This is a genomic window from Rossellomorea sp. NPDC071047, assembly GCF_050270195.1.
In the GTDB taxonomy this organism is placed as follows: Bacteria; Bacillota; Bacilli; order Bacillales; family Bacillaceae_B; genus Rossellomorea.
Window position 1 is genome coordinate 89,585 of the sequence record NZ_JBNNJT010000003.1, and the last position, 15,047, is coordinate 104,631.

Consider the following 15,047-nt stretch of genomic DNA (forward strand, 5'->3'; position numbering starts at 1 on the left):
GCGACAAGCATAAGGCGAACCAGCCGGAAAGGCGTTCTTTGCCTTTTTGGCTGGTTTGACTTATGACCTCGAGCCTCTAGCCGCCGGAGCTGGACATCACCGAAATCCTTCTCCCCCAAAAGTATGATAACCACTCACCGAAAAGACTGATTATTCCCAATTATAATTTCAATTACTGTGAAGAATCGATTGCTCTGTGATAGAATAAATTAAAGTGAAGTACATCTTAATTGTTGGAGGGATCTAGTTGAAGGAAGATCAAAAAGTGTATGATATTACGATCATAGGCGGCGGTCCTACAGGTTTGTTTACGGCGTTCTATGGCGGCATGAGAAAAGCATCAGTTAAGATTATTGAAAGTTTACCACAACTCGGGGGCCAGCTGGCTACTTTATATCCTGAGAAATACATATATGATGTTGCAGGTTTTCCCAAGGTGAAAGCCCAGGATCTTGTAAATAACTTAAAAGAGCAGATGGCAAAGTTTGAAACGACGATCTGTCTTGAGCAAGCTGTGGAAGGTGTAGAAAAACAGGCTGATGGCATGTTTAAGCTCACAACCGATAAAGAAATTCATTTCTCCAGAACGATCATCATTACAGCAGGGAACGGTGCCTTCCAGCCCCGACGCCTGGAACTTGAGCATGCGTCAGAATTCGAAGGTAAAAATCTTCATTACTTTGTTGATAACTTGGAACATTTCAGAGGCAAGAAAGTTGTCATTTGTGGTGGTGGTGATTCTGCCGTTGACTGGGCCCTTATGCTTGAGCCGATCGCAGAAAAAGTCTACCTCGTTCACAGAAGAGATAAATTCAGAGCCCATGAACATAGTGTGGAGAATTTGCACAACTCAACCGTGGAGCTGAAAACTCCGTATGTTCCTTCAGAGCTCGTTGTCGATGAGAACAAAATCAATCAGCTGATTTTAGAAGAAACAAAAGGTGATGAGAAAGAAATTCTCGATCTCGATGAACTGATCGTTAACTTTGGCTTTGTTTCGTCTCTTGGGCCGATCAAGGATTGGGGACTGGAAATCGAAAAGAATTCAATCGTCGTTAACTCGAGAATGGAAACGAATATACCCGGCATTTATGCAGCTGGTGACATAAGCACCTATGATGGCAAAGTCAAACTCATTGCCAGCGGATTTGGCGAAGCACCGACAGCGGTCAATAATGCCAAAGCCTATATGGATCCGAAAGCAAGAGTCCAGCCGATGCACAGTACATCCATGTTCACAGACTAAAGACCACTATAAGAGAGGTTCAGGATATTTATACCTGAGCCTCTTTTTAATTGACTCTTTTCGCAAAGATTGTTGTTTTCTAACATAGAATTTGCCTGGGCTCTATCAACCAGTTTATGCTGGATGGTGAGGGGTATTTCCATGACAGAGTTTCAAGGTGTGCAATAAAACAATGTAACTAGAAAAGAAATCTTCTTCCTTAAAAGGAAAATCAATCTCTACTTACCTTAAATAAGATTGTTAGCTAAAATTCTTGTTTTAATTGTTTGCCATTAAGGATTCATGCTCAGAAAGTTGATTCTCGCTGCAGGATGATCGACTCCTGCGGGAATAGCTGGACAGGTGAGACCCCGGAGGCGGAGCCGAGGAGGCTCACCGCCAGCCCCGCGGAAAGCGAGCATCCTGTAGCGGAAATCAACTATTGCTTTCTCCTCTACAATAGCAACAAACTTTACGAAAAGAGCCTTTTATTTGAATGTAATCAACAGCAGAGATACGGAAGAACACCACAAATGAAAACAACAAAATTATTCCCGATCTTATGAAACAGAATATCCAATCGCAGAAATACTGTGTACAAACATTGCTACTTTTTACACCTACCCATCAAATTGTTTATTTTAGCAGTGAATGGGTAGACCAATAATATGATAAAAAACTTAGATAAAGGATGATGGATGCATGAATGTACTAGTTATTGGAGCAAACGGTCATACCGGCCGACACATAGTGAAAGAACTTTCAAGCAGCAGTCAGCATTTCGTGAGAGCCATGATTCGAAAGACAGAACAGGCAAAGGATATGGAAGATTTAGGGGCAAGACCGATTGTCGCAGATCTCGAGCAGGACTTCTCCTACGCACTTGAAAATGTAAATGCCGTTATTTTTGCTGCCGGCAGTGGTGGTTCAACAGGAGACGATAAGACCCTTACAATCGATCAGCAAGGTGCAAAGAAAGCAGTGGATTATGCGAAGAAGATGGGAATTGAGCGCTTTGTGATGCTCAGCTCAATGGGTGCAGATAACCCTTCAAGCGGTCCGGATGCACTTCAGTTTTACTTAAAAGCGAAAGGAGCAGCGGATGCCTATTTGAAGGAAAGCGGTCTAAATTACACAATCGTCCGACCAGGCGCCCTATCATTCGATGAAGGGACAGGAAGGATTGAAGCTTCTACTTCCATTGCAGACAAAAGCAGAGACATATCACGTGAAGATGTCGCAAAAGTACTCGTCGACTCCTTGACCATCGAAGAAACAAACCACAAAGTATTCGAAATCCTGAGCGGTGACACACCTGTTGAAGAAGCGCTAAAAAATATCCATTAATCATGAAAAAGGGACGGACCTCCAAAATCGAGGTCCGTCCTCTTAGTTATCAGCAATTCTCCGGCGTACCTTTATTCGTCGCCGTCACGAACGATGATCCGCATCCGCATGATGCGATGGCGTTCGGATTATCGATCGTAAATCCGCCGCCCATCATGGACTGCTTGTAATCTATTTTAGTACCGTTCAAAATAGCAGCATCATTTTTGGCTACAACAAGCTTGATTCCATGCTGTTCCAGTGTTGTATCTCCATCTTGAAGCTCATGTTCAAATCCCATTCCATAAGAAAGGCCGCTACAGCCTCCCCCTTTAACCGCTACTCGCAACATGGCATCTGTTTCCTCATGTTCCTTCATCATATCTTTAATCTGAAGGGCCGCGGCTTCTGTCAGAATGACTACTTCACTCATTCATTACACCCCCAACCTTTTCATTTCTTACTTCTTAGTATACTCCTTTCTATTTTACTACTCAACCAAAGGGGCTTTGGTGAATGGTTGGAAGGAAACTTTTTATTCATATCAGTATACAATGACTTTTTACTTACATTCATTAAAAAACACTGGTCCTTTATCCTTCCACCAAGGTATAATGAAGGAAAATAGTCCCGGTTACGAGGTGGTATCCATGACGGTAGTGACTCCCTTTTATGATAAAAAAACACAGTGTCTTTCGTGTAAACACTCGTATAGTACGACAAGGATCAGATCCCGTTTTGTGAAGGTAGCAGGATACGACAGTGACTTTTGTCCCCTGTATGACTCAAATGATGTGAACCCTTTACTCTATAATGTTTCTGTTTGTCCAAAGTGTGGATTTTCATATACAGATGATTTCACAGCATACATACCTCCTGTTCTCAAAGCAGATCTGGAAAAGAAAATCAGCCAGCACTGGCAGCCACAGGATTATGGAAAACTGAGATCATATGAAGATGGGATTAATACATATAAATTGGCCGCCTACTGTGCCCTTATTAAAAAGGAGAAAAAGGAGACCATAGCAGGGTTATATCTCCGAACAGCCTGGCTTTATCGAAAGACAGGCGAAAAAGAACAGGAAAGACGATTCATTAACCTTGCTACACATGAATACATTGATGCCTATTTGACAGACGGCGTATCAGGTTCTTTGATGTCGGAAACTAAACTCCTGTATATCATCGCGGAATTATTGAGAAGACAGGATAAAATCGATGAATCTGTCGCTTATTTATCTAAAGTCATTAGTAAACAGCATCTCTCCGCCGAACCGAAGATTGTTGAAATGGCCAGAGAGAGCTGGTACGAAATACGGGATCGTTATAAAGAAAAAGTCTTTGTAAAAGAAAACTAGTGGTCACTCGCTGGTTTTTTTTACATTCCAGAACACATATACAGGTTTGAAAGTCAAAAAAATAAGCCAGTCACAAGACCAGCTTTTCTTTAGAACATCGGATTATCTTCAAGAAATTGATAGATATGATCCACCAGTTCTTCAGGTGTATCCCCTGTTACGACTTCACCATTGACAAGAGCATAAAAGGATTGGGCGCATTTTCCGCAGTAACCCAGGCATCCATACTCAATGACATCAAGGTTTGGGTCTCTCTCCAATATTTCAAGCGCTTTTTGCGCACCACTAGCAAGATTGCTTATACAAAATTCTATAATTGGTTTCAATTCTATCACCTCACTACTCTTAGTTATGCTATCTTTTTTTATCATTATCGTCAATCATTTGATTCCATGTAATGGTATAACAGATTGTGAACATTTTCGCTTATTTCTGTTGTGAAAACGCCGCTATTTCGATATACTTTTAATGTTAATAGGTTTACTAATATGATAATTGTGCGAATTATGCTTCATATTGAAAATGCTTACTTTTTCAGGACCCGTTTCGGCGTGAATGTCCTTTCAATCCCGTCCCATACTACTTATGGGATATACATCACATACAAACACACTATTTCATTCATAATGTAGAGTGCAAAAAAGGGGAAATTTTTCATGAAACAATTAGTGCTGCTTGGCGGAGGATATGGGAACATGCGCGTCCTTCTTCGCTTATTACCCAACCAATTACCTGAAGATGTATCGATCACCCTGATTGATCGAAATCCTTACCACTGCCTTAAGACGGAATACTATGCGCTAGCCGCTGGTACGATTTCAGATCAACATGTACGCGTATCATTCCCGGAACATGCCCGTTTATCCTATGTGTATGGAGATATTTCCGGAGTGGACATGGAAAACAAACTCGTTAATATGAAAGATCAAGATCCAGTTCCTTATGACGACCTGGTGATAGGACTCGGTTGTGAGGATAAATATCATAATGTACCTGGTGCAGATGAACATACTTACTCCATTCAAACAATTGAAAAATCCCGTAAGACATACCAAACCTTATGTAATCTTCCAGCTGGTTCGATCGTAGGAATCGTTGGAGCCGGTTTAAGCGGGATTGAGCTTGCGAGTGAGCTTCGTGAGAGCCGTTCTGATTTGAAGATAAAGCTATTCGATCGCGGTCCGCGTATTCTTAACGCTTTCCCTGAACGTCTAAGCTCTTATGTTCACAGTTGGTTCGACGAGAATGACGTAGACATAGTCAATAACTCGAATATAACAAGAGTGGAGCCAAATACACTTCATAATCATGAAGAACAAATCTTCTGCGATGCCATCGTTTGGACAGCGGGGATTCAGCCGAGCAAGGTCGTCCGTGATATGGATGTTGAAAAGGATGCAAGCGGTCGCGTAATTCTAACAAAGTATCATAACCTGCCTCAGGATGAAAATGTGTACGTGGTTGGTGACTGCGCAAGCCTTCCTCAAGCTCCAAGTGCCCAGCTGGCTGAGGGACAAGCAGAACAAATCGTGACAATTTTACTTAAACGTTGGAAAAACGAAGAACTCCCTGCAGAATTACCTAAGATCAAACTAAAAGGAATTCTCGGTTCACTCGGAAAGAAACATGGTTTCGGCCTGGTAAACGAGCGCTCCATCACAGGCCGTGTCGCTCGATTGTTGAAATCCGGTGTGTTGTGGATGTATAAGTATCATAATGGATGATGTAAAAAAGAACCGCGATCGGGCGGTTCTTTTTTTAGATACAGCGTAATAATTTTCAATAAAAAAGACTCTCCCCATAAGAAGAGCCTTTCTAACCCAATCAATCAAACCGCTTTATACCCATATTTCTCAAGTTCGGAATAAATCGTTTTTAACCGGGGATTTCCTTCTCCGATAATATTCCCTTCTAACAGGACAATCGGATAAAACATATCCTCTTCGATCACTTTTAAAGCAAATTGCTTAACGAATTCATCTTCAGGAGGATTATGAATATCTACATATTTTATCACGAAGGGCTGGTTTGGGTACTTCCGACTTACAGCAGCCTCAAGCCATTCGTACGTTTCTTTCGATGATGGTAAATTCACGCAGCTTGGACAAAGTATCTCTGCCCCATATACGTAAAGTTCAACCGGCTTACGTTCCATTTCTCTCTCCCCTTTGTTTTCCCTCTCATGTTTATTTTACAAAAAAAGCAGCAGGGTTGGAACGATAATATGTGAATTTCTGTACTGGAAACTGTTTTTAGACTTTTTCTTAAAAAGAAATTCCCAATAGTTTGCAGGTTGATAGATTTTTTGTGAATATGTCATTATAATAGAGAGTAAGGAAAGGAGTAGATAATTATGGCTGAAAACGAAATGATTGCACCAGTTCAGGAAGTATTAGATAAATTACGTCCGTTCCTACTTCGCGATGGTGGAGACTGTGAACTAGTGGACGTTGAAGACGGAATCGTTAAATTACGCCTTCTAGGTGCTTGTGGAAGCTGCCCAAGTTCAACAATCACACTAAAAGCAGGAATCGAACGCGCTTTAGTGGAAGAAGTTCCAGGTATCGTTGAAGTAGAGCAAGTATTCTAATTCGATTCACGTTAAAGCCTAAATCCTTAATCGGATTTAGGCTTTTTTTATTATACTTCCGTCTTCGGTTGATTCCCTTTTAACACTGCCTGAATGTTCTCCACGCATAAGGCCATCATTTCATAACGCGTTTCTTTCGTGGAACTGCCGATATGTGGGATGGCGACAACTTGATCCAATGCAAGAAGCGGATGACCGGCATCAATCGGCTCTGCTTCGAATACATCCAATCCAGCACCTGCAATGTCCCCACTCTTCAATGCTTTTTCTAAAGCCTCTTCATTTACAATCGCACCACGGGCTGCATTGATGAAAATCCCTGTTTTTTTCATCATGGTGAATTGTTCTTCCTGGAACATGCCTTTTGTTCCCGCGTTAAGTGGAGCAAGCACAACAACGAAATCCGACTGGATTAAAAGGTCTTCAAATGTTGAATATTGTACTCCAAGGGCTCTTTCCGCTTCATGCTTCCTGGAACGATTATGATAAAGAACATTCATATTGAACCCCTTGGCTCTTCTTGCCACCGCTTCGCCGATGCTTCCCATTCCGACGATGCCAATGGTTTTGTGATGAATATCCATGCCTGCAAGGAGAAGGGGTGACCAGCTTTTCCACTTTCCTTCTTTAATATAGCGATCCGCTTCAACAATTCGTCTTGCCGTCGCCATTAACAGAGCAAATGTTAAGTCGGCAGTAGTTTCCGTCAGGACATCCGGCGTGTTGCAAATGGTTACGCCCAAGTCTTTTGCCGCTTCAAGGTCAATATTGTCATAGCCCACCGCAAGATTGGCCACGACCTTCAAAGAAGGAGATTTCTGTAATAGCTCCTGGTCTATCCGGTCCGACAGCATAGTAAGAAGAGCAGTAGCACTCTCTGCTTTACGGAGAAGAATATCCCTTGGCACCGGGACATCCCCATGTTCCCACATCTCGACTTCAAATTCGCTCTGCAATGGTGTTATTACTGATTCTGGCAATTTTCTCGTAATGTATATGGATGGCTTCATATGTATCCCCTACCTTCACTTCACTTTCCTCCAGTTTAGCATAAAAGTGTAAGTATGCAGGGGTTATGGTCTGTGAAGACATTGATAGTTTAAAGCCATGCAACAAGGGGAATTCCCCATTTTTTAACCGGGACTTCGGACATATGATAAAAGTCAGATAAAAATGCCTCATATTGATTAGAATTTTTCAGATAGTTCTCCAGCTTCTCTTCCACTACCTTCTTCTTCTGCTCAGATTCTGAAATATAATATTCCTCGATGCATTCGAAATAATGAAGGGGAAACAGCAGTCGTGAATACAACAGCCTCCATGAGAATGGTGAAAGTGGGGTGATGGATTCATACTCTCTCATAAATTCCTGAAGCTCAGGATGAAACGTTTGGCTTTTCATGAAATACCTTTCTCTCACCCACTCCGCTATGTCCCGGCTGCAGTGATCGAACACCCACTGGAACGGAAAATGGATGCACACCTCAGTCCCCCATGTAGATTGAAGAAAACGTTCATGGCAAATCGTCCCAGCATCCTCTTGCTTCGGGTCCTCATCAAGCTCCGTATCCACCAGGTACTGAATGGCGTTTTCTGACAAGGCACTGTAATAAGGATAGCTCTCAACAAAACGACGTTCAAACTCATCAGCCGGCTGATCCTGGATAACCTGATAGTACGCTTTCTCTAACTGGGCCAGCCGCTTTTCCCACAGGCTCTTCCACTGGCCCATACGATTTATTTTCTCCACCTTTTCTTCAAAGGTCCGTCCCCTGAAATGGAATTTGCTTAACTTTCTTCCCAGCTTTTTATCCGGGGGGGATTGGATGCTTTCATTTCGCAGAACCACAAAGTCTTTATCTTTTTCTACAACAAGAAATCTTCCTTCGTTGTTAGGGACAAAGGTCGAAACGTGGCGATCCCCTTGACTTTTAAGGTGCTCTGCCAATTTGTAAAGTTCCACTAAGGTTTCTTGTTCCATATTCGTTACGCCGACAATACTATATACTAACCCCCCAACCAAATATCGATTCATCATTCCATCAAAGAATGCCCTCTCTGGATGCAATCCAAAATGATTGATTAATATTTCTTGAGACATGTTGATCTCTCCTATCTAAAGTAACCGTCTTTTTTCTTTTTCGCAGGGTGATCTGTGTCAAAGAAATTCTTTTTCATATTGTCATTTCCCTTCATTTTGAAGGGCTAACATTATATGAATATAACCTTTAAAGACATTTATGAATATCTGAAACTGGAGATGGGCAAGAATGAGAATAGAAGCTATTATTATGTCTATTTTTTAAATAGGAATCATATGTGTAAAACAAGGCTTCGTCTAATCGAAATAGGGGTTTTATAATCTTTCAAAGAAAAGGTGAATAGGATGAAGGATAAAGAATCAATGGATTTATTAGAGAAAACGGCACGCAAATGGCTGCATGAAAGAGGAGTGGAGATTGAAGATATCGCTCAATTGGTCATGTACCTTCAACAAAAATATCATCCTGATCTTGAACTAAAGGAATGTGTCTATAACGTTGAACGTGTGTTAACGAAGCGGGAAGTACAGAATGCAATTCTGACAGGTATTCAACTTGATATATTGGCTGAGAAAAAGATGCTTGAAGAACCGCTTCAAGCGATTATTGAAGTAGATGAAGGACTGTACGGCGTGGATGAAATCCTGGCCTTTTCGATTGTGAATGTATATGGATCGATCGGATTTACAAACTACGGATATATCGACAAGCAAAAACCTGGAATTCTGGAGAGGCTAAATGATAAATCATCCGGTATGTGTCATACCTTTCTGGATGATATCGTCGGAGCTATTGCAGCGGCTGCTTCCAGTCGTTTGGCACACAGGGCGAAATGCGCAGAATGAGGTTGAATATGTATCCAAATCAGACGACATCGGTCGTCTGATTTTTAAGTGGTAGAAGAAGTGATAAATACGCTAACAAAATTAATCATACTGTATTCCTAAAAGATTACATACTACATATAAATAGATCCATTTAACTAACTTTATTATTGCACATCGATGAATAGTTTTATATAATTACAACTATAGTTGTAATTAACATCAATATAGTTGTAACAAGGCTTCTGAACGAATAAACACCAAATAAAGGCTATCACTTTTATGAGATTCGAGAGAATTTCACATACTACATACGAAGAATAATTGAGGTGAAATCCTATCCGGCTCCTAAGTGACCAAGCCCTTATTGATGCCTACAAGAAAGCAAAACAGTTAAAACTCAGTAATGAATTCATCATTCTGATCGAACAAGAAATTAAAAAGAGAAAATTAGTTCATTAAAGAAACGTTTGATTGTAGATGTCATCGTGCTCTTCACAAGTCGGCATAATGTCTTCCCAATGAACTTCCAGGGCACATACGATGGCAAATAGTTTATTCAGGGACGGGTTCGCCTCTCCCTTTTCAATCAACGAAATATAATTAACCGTTAATCCACATTTTTGACTTAATTCTTGTATGGTGATTTCTTTTGCTCTTCTATGGTGCCTTATTTTCTTTCCGACAAGTCCTGTAACTGTAATACTCATTACCTCACTACCCTTTTAAAAATTCTTTAGAAATGACGTGGAATGTTTCGAAAATCAATTAAGAAACAGTGACTTTCATTCTTAAAGTTGTTTGCATTCGTAAAGAATAGTTAGAAATTGAAAAGGTATCAATGCTAATAGTCCCCTACTACCTTAGATGTTTACCCTAGTTAGATACCTTTACACTTCATTTCGTAATATTTTTTAAGAAAAATCTTTATATTCTTATTGTTTTTTCAAATCCTGTCTTTCTAGTCCTTCTGAGTACTCAAATATGTGTGATGGAAAAATTAGTTAGAGGAAAAACCACATAATACTTTAGGAGTATAATTATCGTTCCTGCTATTATTATACTCACCCACTATCTATAGAGGCATAGATAGTCTTAAATAGGACCGTTACATAGGTCCCGGAGTATAAATAGTATTTTGATTACTTCTTTTAACACTAGTTCTATTTTACTTATACGAACAAAGGTTGTCTATTATGAATATGTTACTAATTCAAGAATTTTTTTCTATTTGAGTACTCAGAAGGGTTTAAAGGAAGTGGGGGCTATAAATTCAGCCCCCACTTTTTTATTATCATATATCCCATTCATCCAACGTTTCAATTGTATAGGTTGGCTGAATATGCTTCGAACTCAAAGCTTCTTTGGTTGTTACACCTGTATGGACAAGCAGTGTATCAAGTCCGGCGTTTATCCCGGCTAATATATCTGTATCGTAATTATCCCCAACCATTAACGTATCTTCCTTAGGCACCCCTAATACAGATAGCGCCTGCTCCATAATGATCGATTCAGGCTTCCCGATAAAGACCGGTTCAGTTTGTGTGGAGACTGTTACAACTGACGTAAGGGAACCGTTCCCTGGAAGCAGCCCTCTTTCAGTCGGAATCGCGATATCTCCATTGGTTGAAATAAAAGTAGCTCCATTTCTCACACCTAAACAAGCGAGGGATAGTTTCTCATAATTAATATCACGATCTATTCCCACTACCACGAAATCAGGTTTCTCATCCTGAAGGGTGATGCCATTCTCTTCCAGCGCCGAACGGATTCCTTCTTCCCCGATGACATATGCCGTCCCATTTGGCTTTTTCTTCGCCATATACTGAGCTGTCGCCATGGAGGTAGTAAATACCTGTTCCTTCGTGGCAGGGATATCAAAGGACTGCAATTTTTCAGCAACCTGTTCAGGTCTTCTCGAAGAATTATTGGTCACAAACAGATAAGGTAATCCCTTTTGTTGTAATCGTTTAACAAAATCCCCTGCTTCTTCGATTTTCTCTTTTCCTTTATACATTGTGCCATCTAAATCAATTAAGTAACCTTTATATTCTTTCATTGTGTACCTCCGTATGCTTGTGTATAGTATGTCCAAATACCTGAAGAGCCTGTGCTATTTTCGGTAAAATGCATTCCATAAATAAAACAAAGCGCCCCCTATTCAGAAAGCGCTGTCAATTGCTGATTAATTTTTAAATGCAGACACAGGTCCCAATTCATTTTCAAGGTAGCTCTGAACCTGTTGTGGAAATTTCTCTAATGAGTGGAATACCTCGTTTAAAATCGTATGTAATTGCTCATGATGAATGGCTGTATACTCTTGAACAAGAACCTTACGCTCTGCAACAAGTCGCTTAAGATCTTCACTCATCTTGTCTCCAATGACCTTTTCATCCAGAAGAATATCAATGATATCCTCATAGCTTCCCGGATCCCTCATAATGAAACCGTCGATCATACTGTTTCCTACATCGAGTATAGATTCAATAATCGTATGGGCCATTCGTTCCAAAGCTAATTTTTCCAATGTTCCGTCCCATTGATCATGTTCACTAACAGTCTTTAACTGATCATTCATATACAATAATATTTCCTCTATCTTTTCCCTATCTACGAAATACATGGTGGACCCCTCTCTATGAACGATATCCTCCATATTATCTTAACATATTTCCCTCACTGTCATACAGGTACATCCTGCATTTCTCAGCTCAGTTTGTTATGATGAGATAAGCAAAAAAAGAGGAGGACATCGTCATGAGTGAACGATTTTATTTATACGATGATACAGAACAGACAAAAACACGCTTTGTGAGTTTTATGGGTGAAAATCAGCGGTACGACTTAGCGATTACCCAAACAGATCGCTATTACGGGAAATCTTTAGTATTAGACCTTCAAGGCAGTCGATTTGCGATTGTCGGCAGGGATGATCTTGATGAACCTGGATATGTAGAAAGTGTATTCAAGCTAACGGAGGAAGAAGCCGATGAATTGAGGGACTTCTTAGGAGAAATCATTATGTAGCGCACTAGAAAGAATGAAGTCCACCCCACTCTCACATACTACATGTATGAAAGGTGGGAGATAAAATGAGTAAAGAACCAAGAGATAAAGAAGAGGAAGTATATAGTGACTTCTCTAATGTTGAAACATATCGCAATTTTATCGTTCCAGAAACACTTCCTGAAGGGCCATACGGATCTCCGCGAGGAAAAAATACTCCCGTTGAGAACAAAAGCACACCATGGAAAGAAGGGCAGCGATATTACAGTGCTTTCAACTATGAAAATAAATCACTTCATCAGGACATCCCACGTCAGGAGCCTGGGTCACACCCTGTGCATGCAGATCCCGATGTGAATGAAGAACCTCCATATACTGAAAATAAGTAAAATAACAAAAGGAACAAACTGGACGGTTTGTTCCTTCTTCACCATTATTTATTGACTTTTTTCACAAGAAAATAAGCGCAGCCAAAATTACAGTATTCATACAAGTAATCCTTATGTGTACTCACCTTTGTGTCAAAAGAGGCTTTTTGATTATGGTCATCAAAGAATCCTTTTAAGCGGAGCTGGCCATATCCCCAATCCCCAAGGATAAAGTCGTATTTACTTAAGATGTCGCTATATCTTTCCTTAAATGCTTCCTCGTTGAATCCGTCTCTAAATTCCTCAACGATTTCGTAGCATGTATTCTGCACACAAATCATCTCGTCCACCCACTTTCATTTCCTTATCTTAAATTATAACGGATTGTCCATTAATTACTATGAAAAATTGTCATAAGAGATGGTCACCCTAACAAATAGGGGGTGTTTAAGTTGAATAAATTCATTCTGGGTACAACTGTACTAAGTATTGCGCTAATCGGAACAGCTTGTGATGGAATCGACACAGCCAATGAAGAAATGTTTCACGACAATGGAAATACCATTAACGTGAATGACCGGGAGGACCTGTACAACGAAAATAGCTGGACGAAAAAAGGAGCTCACCGCGGTGAGGACTTCGGCTATGTTCGCCAACAGAAAAGTCCTACTGGTGGTCAAACCATTTCCACAAATGATATGTACAGCATCAATCGAGAACAAGTAGCCGACACAATCAGCAAAATGAGTGTTTCTCTTCCGGACGTCAAGGATTGTTCCACTCTTGTCACTGATGAAGAAGTGCTGATTTCATACGTGACGGACAAAAAGGATAAAGATGGCCGCTTTGAAGTAGCCGACCAAGTAAAGAAAACAGCCATGTCAGTTATTCCCCGTTGGTACCATGTTTATGTGACCGATGACAAGAGCCTGATGCGCAATGTAGAAAACCTGGCAAAAATGGATAGCGATAGCCGTAACGCTAACACAGCCATTGATGATACAATCAACCTTATGCTGCAGGATTCTCCTCAAGGAAGAAATGTAGACGCAGGTGAAAATCCAAATGGTGAAATGACATCTGAGAAATACGAAATGCAGGACGACGATGTACACAAAATCAACAAAGACCGCCAAAAGCGTAAAGATAACACAGATAACATGGTCGATTAATCAGACAGTAGAGACAGGCATCATCCCTTGCAGGATTTGCGTCTCATGTCATACTCTTTGCTACAAAAAGGACTGACTGTTAGAGATCTTCTCCTTCAAGTCAGTCCTTTTATATATGAAAAAATTATGCCTTTTGAACTTCTTGCTCACCGGCTGCTTGTCTTGCTTTAGCAGCTGCATTAACTTGCTCATCTGCATGGTAGGAAGAACGAACGAGTGGTCCTGCTTCACAGTGACTGAAGCCTTTTTCCATCGCTGCTTCACGTAGTTCAGCAAACTCATCAGGGTGATAATATTTCTGTACCTTCAAGTGTTTCTTAGATGGTTGCAGGTATTGACCTAATGTCACAATATCAACATGATTTGCACGCAGATCATCCATAGTTTCAAGAATTTCTTCCTTCGTTTCCCCAAGACCAACCATGATACTTGATTTTGTTGGGATTTCCGGATTTAATTCTTTTGCACGACGGAGGAATTCCAATGTGCGGTCGTAGGTAGCGCGGGCACGAACTCTTGGTGTCAGGCGACGAACGGTTTCGACATTGTAGTTCATGATGTCTGGCTTTGCGTCCATCAATGTCTTGATATTATCGAAAACTCCACCCATATCGGAAGGTAATACTTCAATGGAAGTGAACGGGCTCTTACGACGAATGGCACGAACCGTTTCAGCAAAAACTTGCGATCCACCATCTTTCAGGTCATCACGAGCAACAGCTGTAATAACTACGTGCTTCAGGTTCATTAATTGAACAGAATCTGCAACGCGTTCTGGTTCTTTCAGATCTAATTCAGTTGGAAGGCCTGTTTTTACTGCGCAGAAACGGCATGCTCTTGTACAAATATCTCCAAGAATCATGAAGGTAGCTGTTCTTCTAGTTCCCCAACATTCATGAATATTAGGACAACGAGCCTCTTCACATACCGTGTGAAGGTTGTTTTCACGCATCATTTTCTTCAAGCCCATATAGTTATCATTCGTATTCAGCTTAATTTTAAGCCAATCCGGTTTACGAATGTGTTCATCTTTCTTACTCATACCCCTCATCTCCAATCCTAAATAATTCTGACTTAGGCAAAGAGTGAAACGCTTTCTAAATCGTTCATCTTATGTAAAAAAAGCCATCATCAAT

At 40.7% G+C, this 15,047-nt stretch carries 20 protein-coding genes; 10 read left to right on the plus strand and 10 right to left on the minus strand.

The annotated features are described in order from the left end of the window. The first annotated feature begins 247 nt into the window (after positions 1-247). Together ACQKFO_RS12480 and ACQKFO_RS12485 are read left to right on the plus strand one after the other, a co-directional pair. Positions 248-1,246, plus strand: coding sequence for an NAD(P)/FAD-dependent oxidoreductase (locus ACQKFO_RS12480; RefSeq protein WP_427599018.1), 999 nt, complete (start codon positions 248-250; stop codon positions 1,244-1,246). A gap of 681 nt (positions 1,247-1,927) precedes the next feature. Beyond that, the gene (locus tag ACQKFO_RS12485) at positions 1,928-2,572 is read left to right on the plus strand and encodes an SDR family oxidoreductase (protein ID WP_427599020.1); all 645 of its coding nucleotides are present in this window, start codon (positions 1,928-1,930) and stop codon (positions 2,570-2,572) included. 49 nt (positions 2,573-2,621) lie between these two features. Here the strand turns inward: ACQKFO_RS12485 and ACQKFO_RS12490 are convergent, their stop codons facing one another. Then, a complete protein-coding gene (locus ACQKFO_RS12490) occupies positions 2,622-2,984 on the minus strand; it encodes a HesB/IscA family protein (RefSeq protein ID WP_148995260.1) in 363 nt (120 codons plus the stop codon). A gap of 217 nt (positions 2,985-3,201) precedes the next feature. Here ACQKFO_RS12490 and ACQKFO_RS12495 point away from each other — a divergent pair, with 217 nt between their 5' ends. Beyond that, positions 3,202-3,909: a DUF2225 domain-containing protein gene (locus tag ACQKFO_RS12495; RefSeq protein ID WP_427599022.1), complete on the plus strand. Its 708-nt coding sequence runs from the start codon at positions 3,202-3,204 to the stop codon at positions 3,907-3,909. 89 nt (positions 3,910-3,998) lie between these two features. On the opposite strand, the gene ACQKFO_RS12500 is transcribed toward ACQKFO_RS12495, so the two are convergent. Next, positions 3,999-4,235, minus strand: coding sequence for a YuzB family protein (locus tag ACQKFO_RS12500; protein ID WP_258549604.1), 237 nt, complete (start codon positions 4,233-4,235; stop codon positions 3,999-4,001). A gap of 330 nt (positions 4,236-4,565) precedes the next feature. Here ACQKFO_RS12500 and ACQKFO_RS12505 point away from each other — a divergent pair, with 330 nt between their 5' ends. Next, entirely contained in the window at positions 4,566-5,633 is a 1,068-nt protein-coding gene (locus ACQKFO_RS12505; protein ID WP_427599024.1) for an NAD(P)/FAD-dependent oxidoreductase, read from the plus strand. A gap of 104 nt (positions 5,634-5,737) precedes the next feature. On the opposite strand, the gene ACQKFO_RS12510 is transcribed toward ACQKFO_RS12505, so the two are convergent. Beyond that, on the minus strand, positions 5,738-6,064 hold the full coding sequence (locus ACQKFO_RS12510) for a YuzD family protein (protein WP_427599026.1): 327 nt from the start codon (positions 6,062-6,064) through the stop codon (positions 5,738-5,740). A 198-nt stretch (positions 6,065-6,262) separates the two neighbouring features. Here ACQKFO_RS12510 and ACQKFO_RS12515 point away from each other — a divergent pair, with 198 nt between their 5' ends. Next, positions 6,263-6,499 carry a NifU family protein gene (locus ACQKFO_RS12515; protein ID WP_034763763.1) on the plus strand — a complete coding sequence of 79 codons (237 nt, stop codon included), beginning with the start codon at positions 6,263-6,265 and terminating at the stop codon, positions 6,497-6,499. Positions 6,500-6,549: 50 nt separating this feature from the next. Here ACQKFO_RS12515 and ACQKFO_RS12520 read toward each other — a convergent pair whose 3' ends face one another. Next, on the minus strand, positions 6,550-7,509 hold the full coding sequence (locus ACQKFO_RS12520; protein ID WP_427599028.1) for a 2-hydroxyacid dehydrogenase: 960 nt from the start codon (positions 7,507-7,509) through the stop codon (positions 6,550-6,552). Positions 7,510-7,598: 89 nt separating this feature from the next. Then, positions 7,599-8,600 carry a spore coat putative kinase YutH gene (yutH, locus tag ACQKFO_RS12525; RefSeq protein WP_427599030.1) on the minus strand — a complete coding sequence of 334 codons (1,002 nt, stop codon included), beginning with the start codon at positions 8,598-8,600 and terminating at the stop codon, positions 7,599-7,601. A gap of 285 nt (positions 8,601-8,885) precedes the next feature. On the opposite strand from yutH, the gene ACQKFO_RS12530 reads away from it, so the two are divergent. Together ACQKFO_RS12530 and sda are read left to right on the plus strand one after the other, a co-directional pair. Next, positions 8,886-9,386, plus strand: coding sequence for a phosphatidylglycerophosphatase A family protein (locus ACQKFO_RS12530; protein WP_113968983.1), 501 nt, complete (start codon positions 8,886-8,888; stop codon positions 9,384-9,386). Positions 9,387-9,704: 318 nt separating this feature from the next. Then, on the plus strand, positions 9,705-9,827 hold the full coding sequence (gene sda, locus ACQKFO_RS12535) for a sporulation histidine kinase inhibitor Sda (RefSeq protein ID WP_113969158.1): 123 nt from the start codon (positions 9,705-9,707) through the stop codon (positions 9,825-9,827). Here sda and ACQKFO_RS12540 read toward each other — a convergent pair. From ACQKFO_RS12540 to ACQKFO_RS12550, 3 genes are all read right to left on the minus strand, one after another. Continuing rightward, on the minus strand, positions 9,824-10,075 hold the full coding sequence (locus tag ACQKFO_RS12540; RefSeq protein WP_427599032.1) for a helix-turn-helix domain-containing protein: 252 nt from the start codon (positions 10,073-10,075) through the stop codon (positions 9,824-9,826). The two genes, sda and ACQKFO_RS12540, sit on opposite strands and share 4 nt — an antisense overlap. Before the next feature lie 584 nt (positions 10,076-10,659). Continuing rightward, positions 10,660-11,424 carry a TIGR01457 family HAD-type hydrolase gene (locus ACQKFO_RS12545; RefSeq protein ID WP_427599034.1) on the minus strand — a complete coding sequence of 255 codons (765 nt, stop codon included), beginning with the start codon at positions 11,422-11,424 and terminating at the stop codon, positions 10,660-10,662. A 126-nt stretch (positions 11,425-11,550) separates the two neighbouring features. Then, positions 11,551-11,988 (minus strand): DUF86 domain-containing protein, encoded by a 438-nt coding sequence (locus ACQKFO_RS12550; RefSeq protein WP_427599036.1) that lies wholly within the window; start codon positions 11,986-11,988, stop codon positions 11,551-11,553. A 134-nt stretch (positions 11,989-12,122) separates the two neighbouring features. Here ACQKFO_RS12550 and ACQKFO_RS12555 point away from each other — a divergent pair, with 134 nt between their 5' ends. Both ACQKFO_RS12555 and ACQKFO_RS12560 read left to right on the plus strand, forming a co-directional pair. Next, on the plus strand, positions 12,123-12,392 hold the full coding sequence (locus ACQKFO_RS12555; protein WP_427599038.1) for a DUF3055 domain-containing protein: 270 nt from the start codon (positions 12,123-12,125) through the stop codon (positions 12,390-12,392). Between the two features lie 65 nt (positions 12,393-12,457). Then, positions 12,458-12,760: a cytosolic protein gene (locus tag ACQKFO_RS12560; RefSeq protein WP_427599040.1), complete on the plus strand. Its 303-nt coding sequence runs from the start codon at positions 12,458-12,460 to the stop codon at positions 12,758-12,760. A gap of 44 nt (positions 12,761-12,804) precedes the next feature. On the opposite strand, the gene ACQKFO_RS12565 is transcribed toward ACQKFO_RS12560, so the two are convergent. After that, entirely contained in the window at positions 12,805-13,080 is a 276-nt protein-coding gene (locus ACQKFO_RS12565; RefSeq protein ID WP_113968994.1) for a YutD family protein, read from the minus strand. 111 nt (positions 13,081-13,191) lie between these two features. On the opposite strand from ACQKFO_RS12565, the gene ACQKFO_RS12570 reads away from it, so the two are divergent. Continuing rightward, positions 13,192-13,911, plus strand: a complete 720-nt coding sequence (locus ACQKFO_RS12570; protein ID WP_427599041.1) for a YhcN/YlaJ family sporulation lipoprotein — start codon at positions 13,192-13,194, stop codon at positions 13,909-13,911. Between the two features lie 124 nt (positions 13,912-14,035). On the opposite strand, the gene lipA is transcribed toward ACQKFO_RS12570, so the two are convergent. Continuing rightward, positions 14,036-14,953, minus strand: coding sequence for a lipoyl synthase (gene lipA / locus ACQKFO_RS12575; RefSeq protein ID WP_148970786.1), 918 nt, complete (start codon positions 14,951-14,953; stop codon positions 14,036-14,038). Positions 14,954-15,047: the final 94 nt, after the last annotated feature.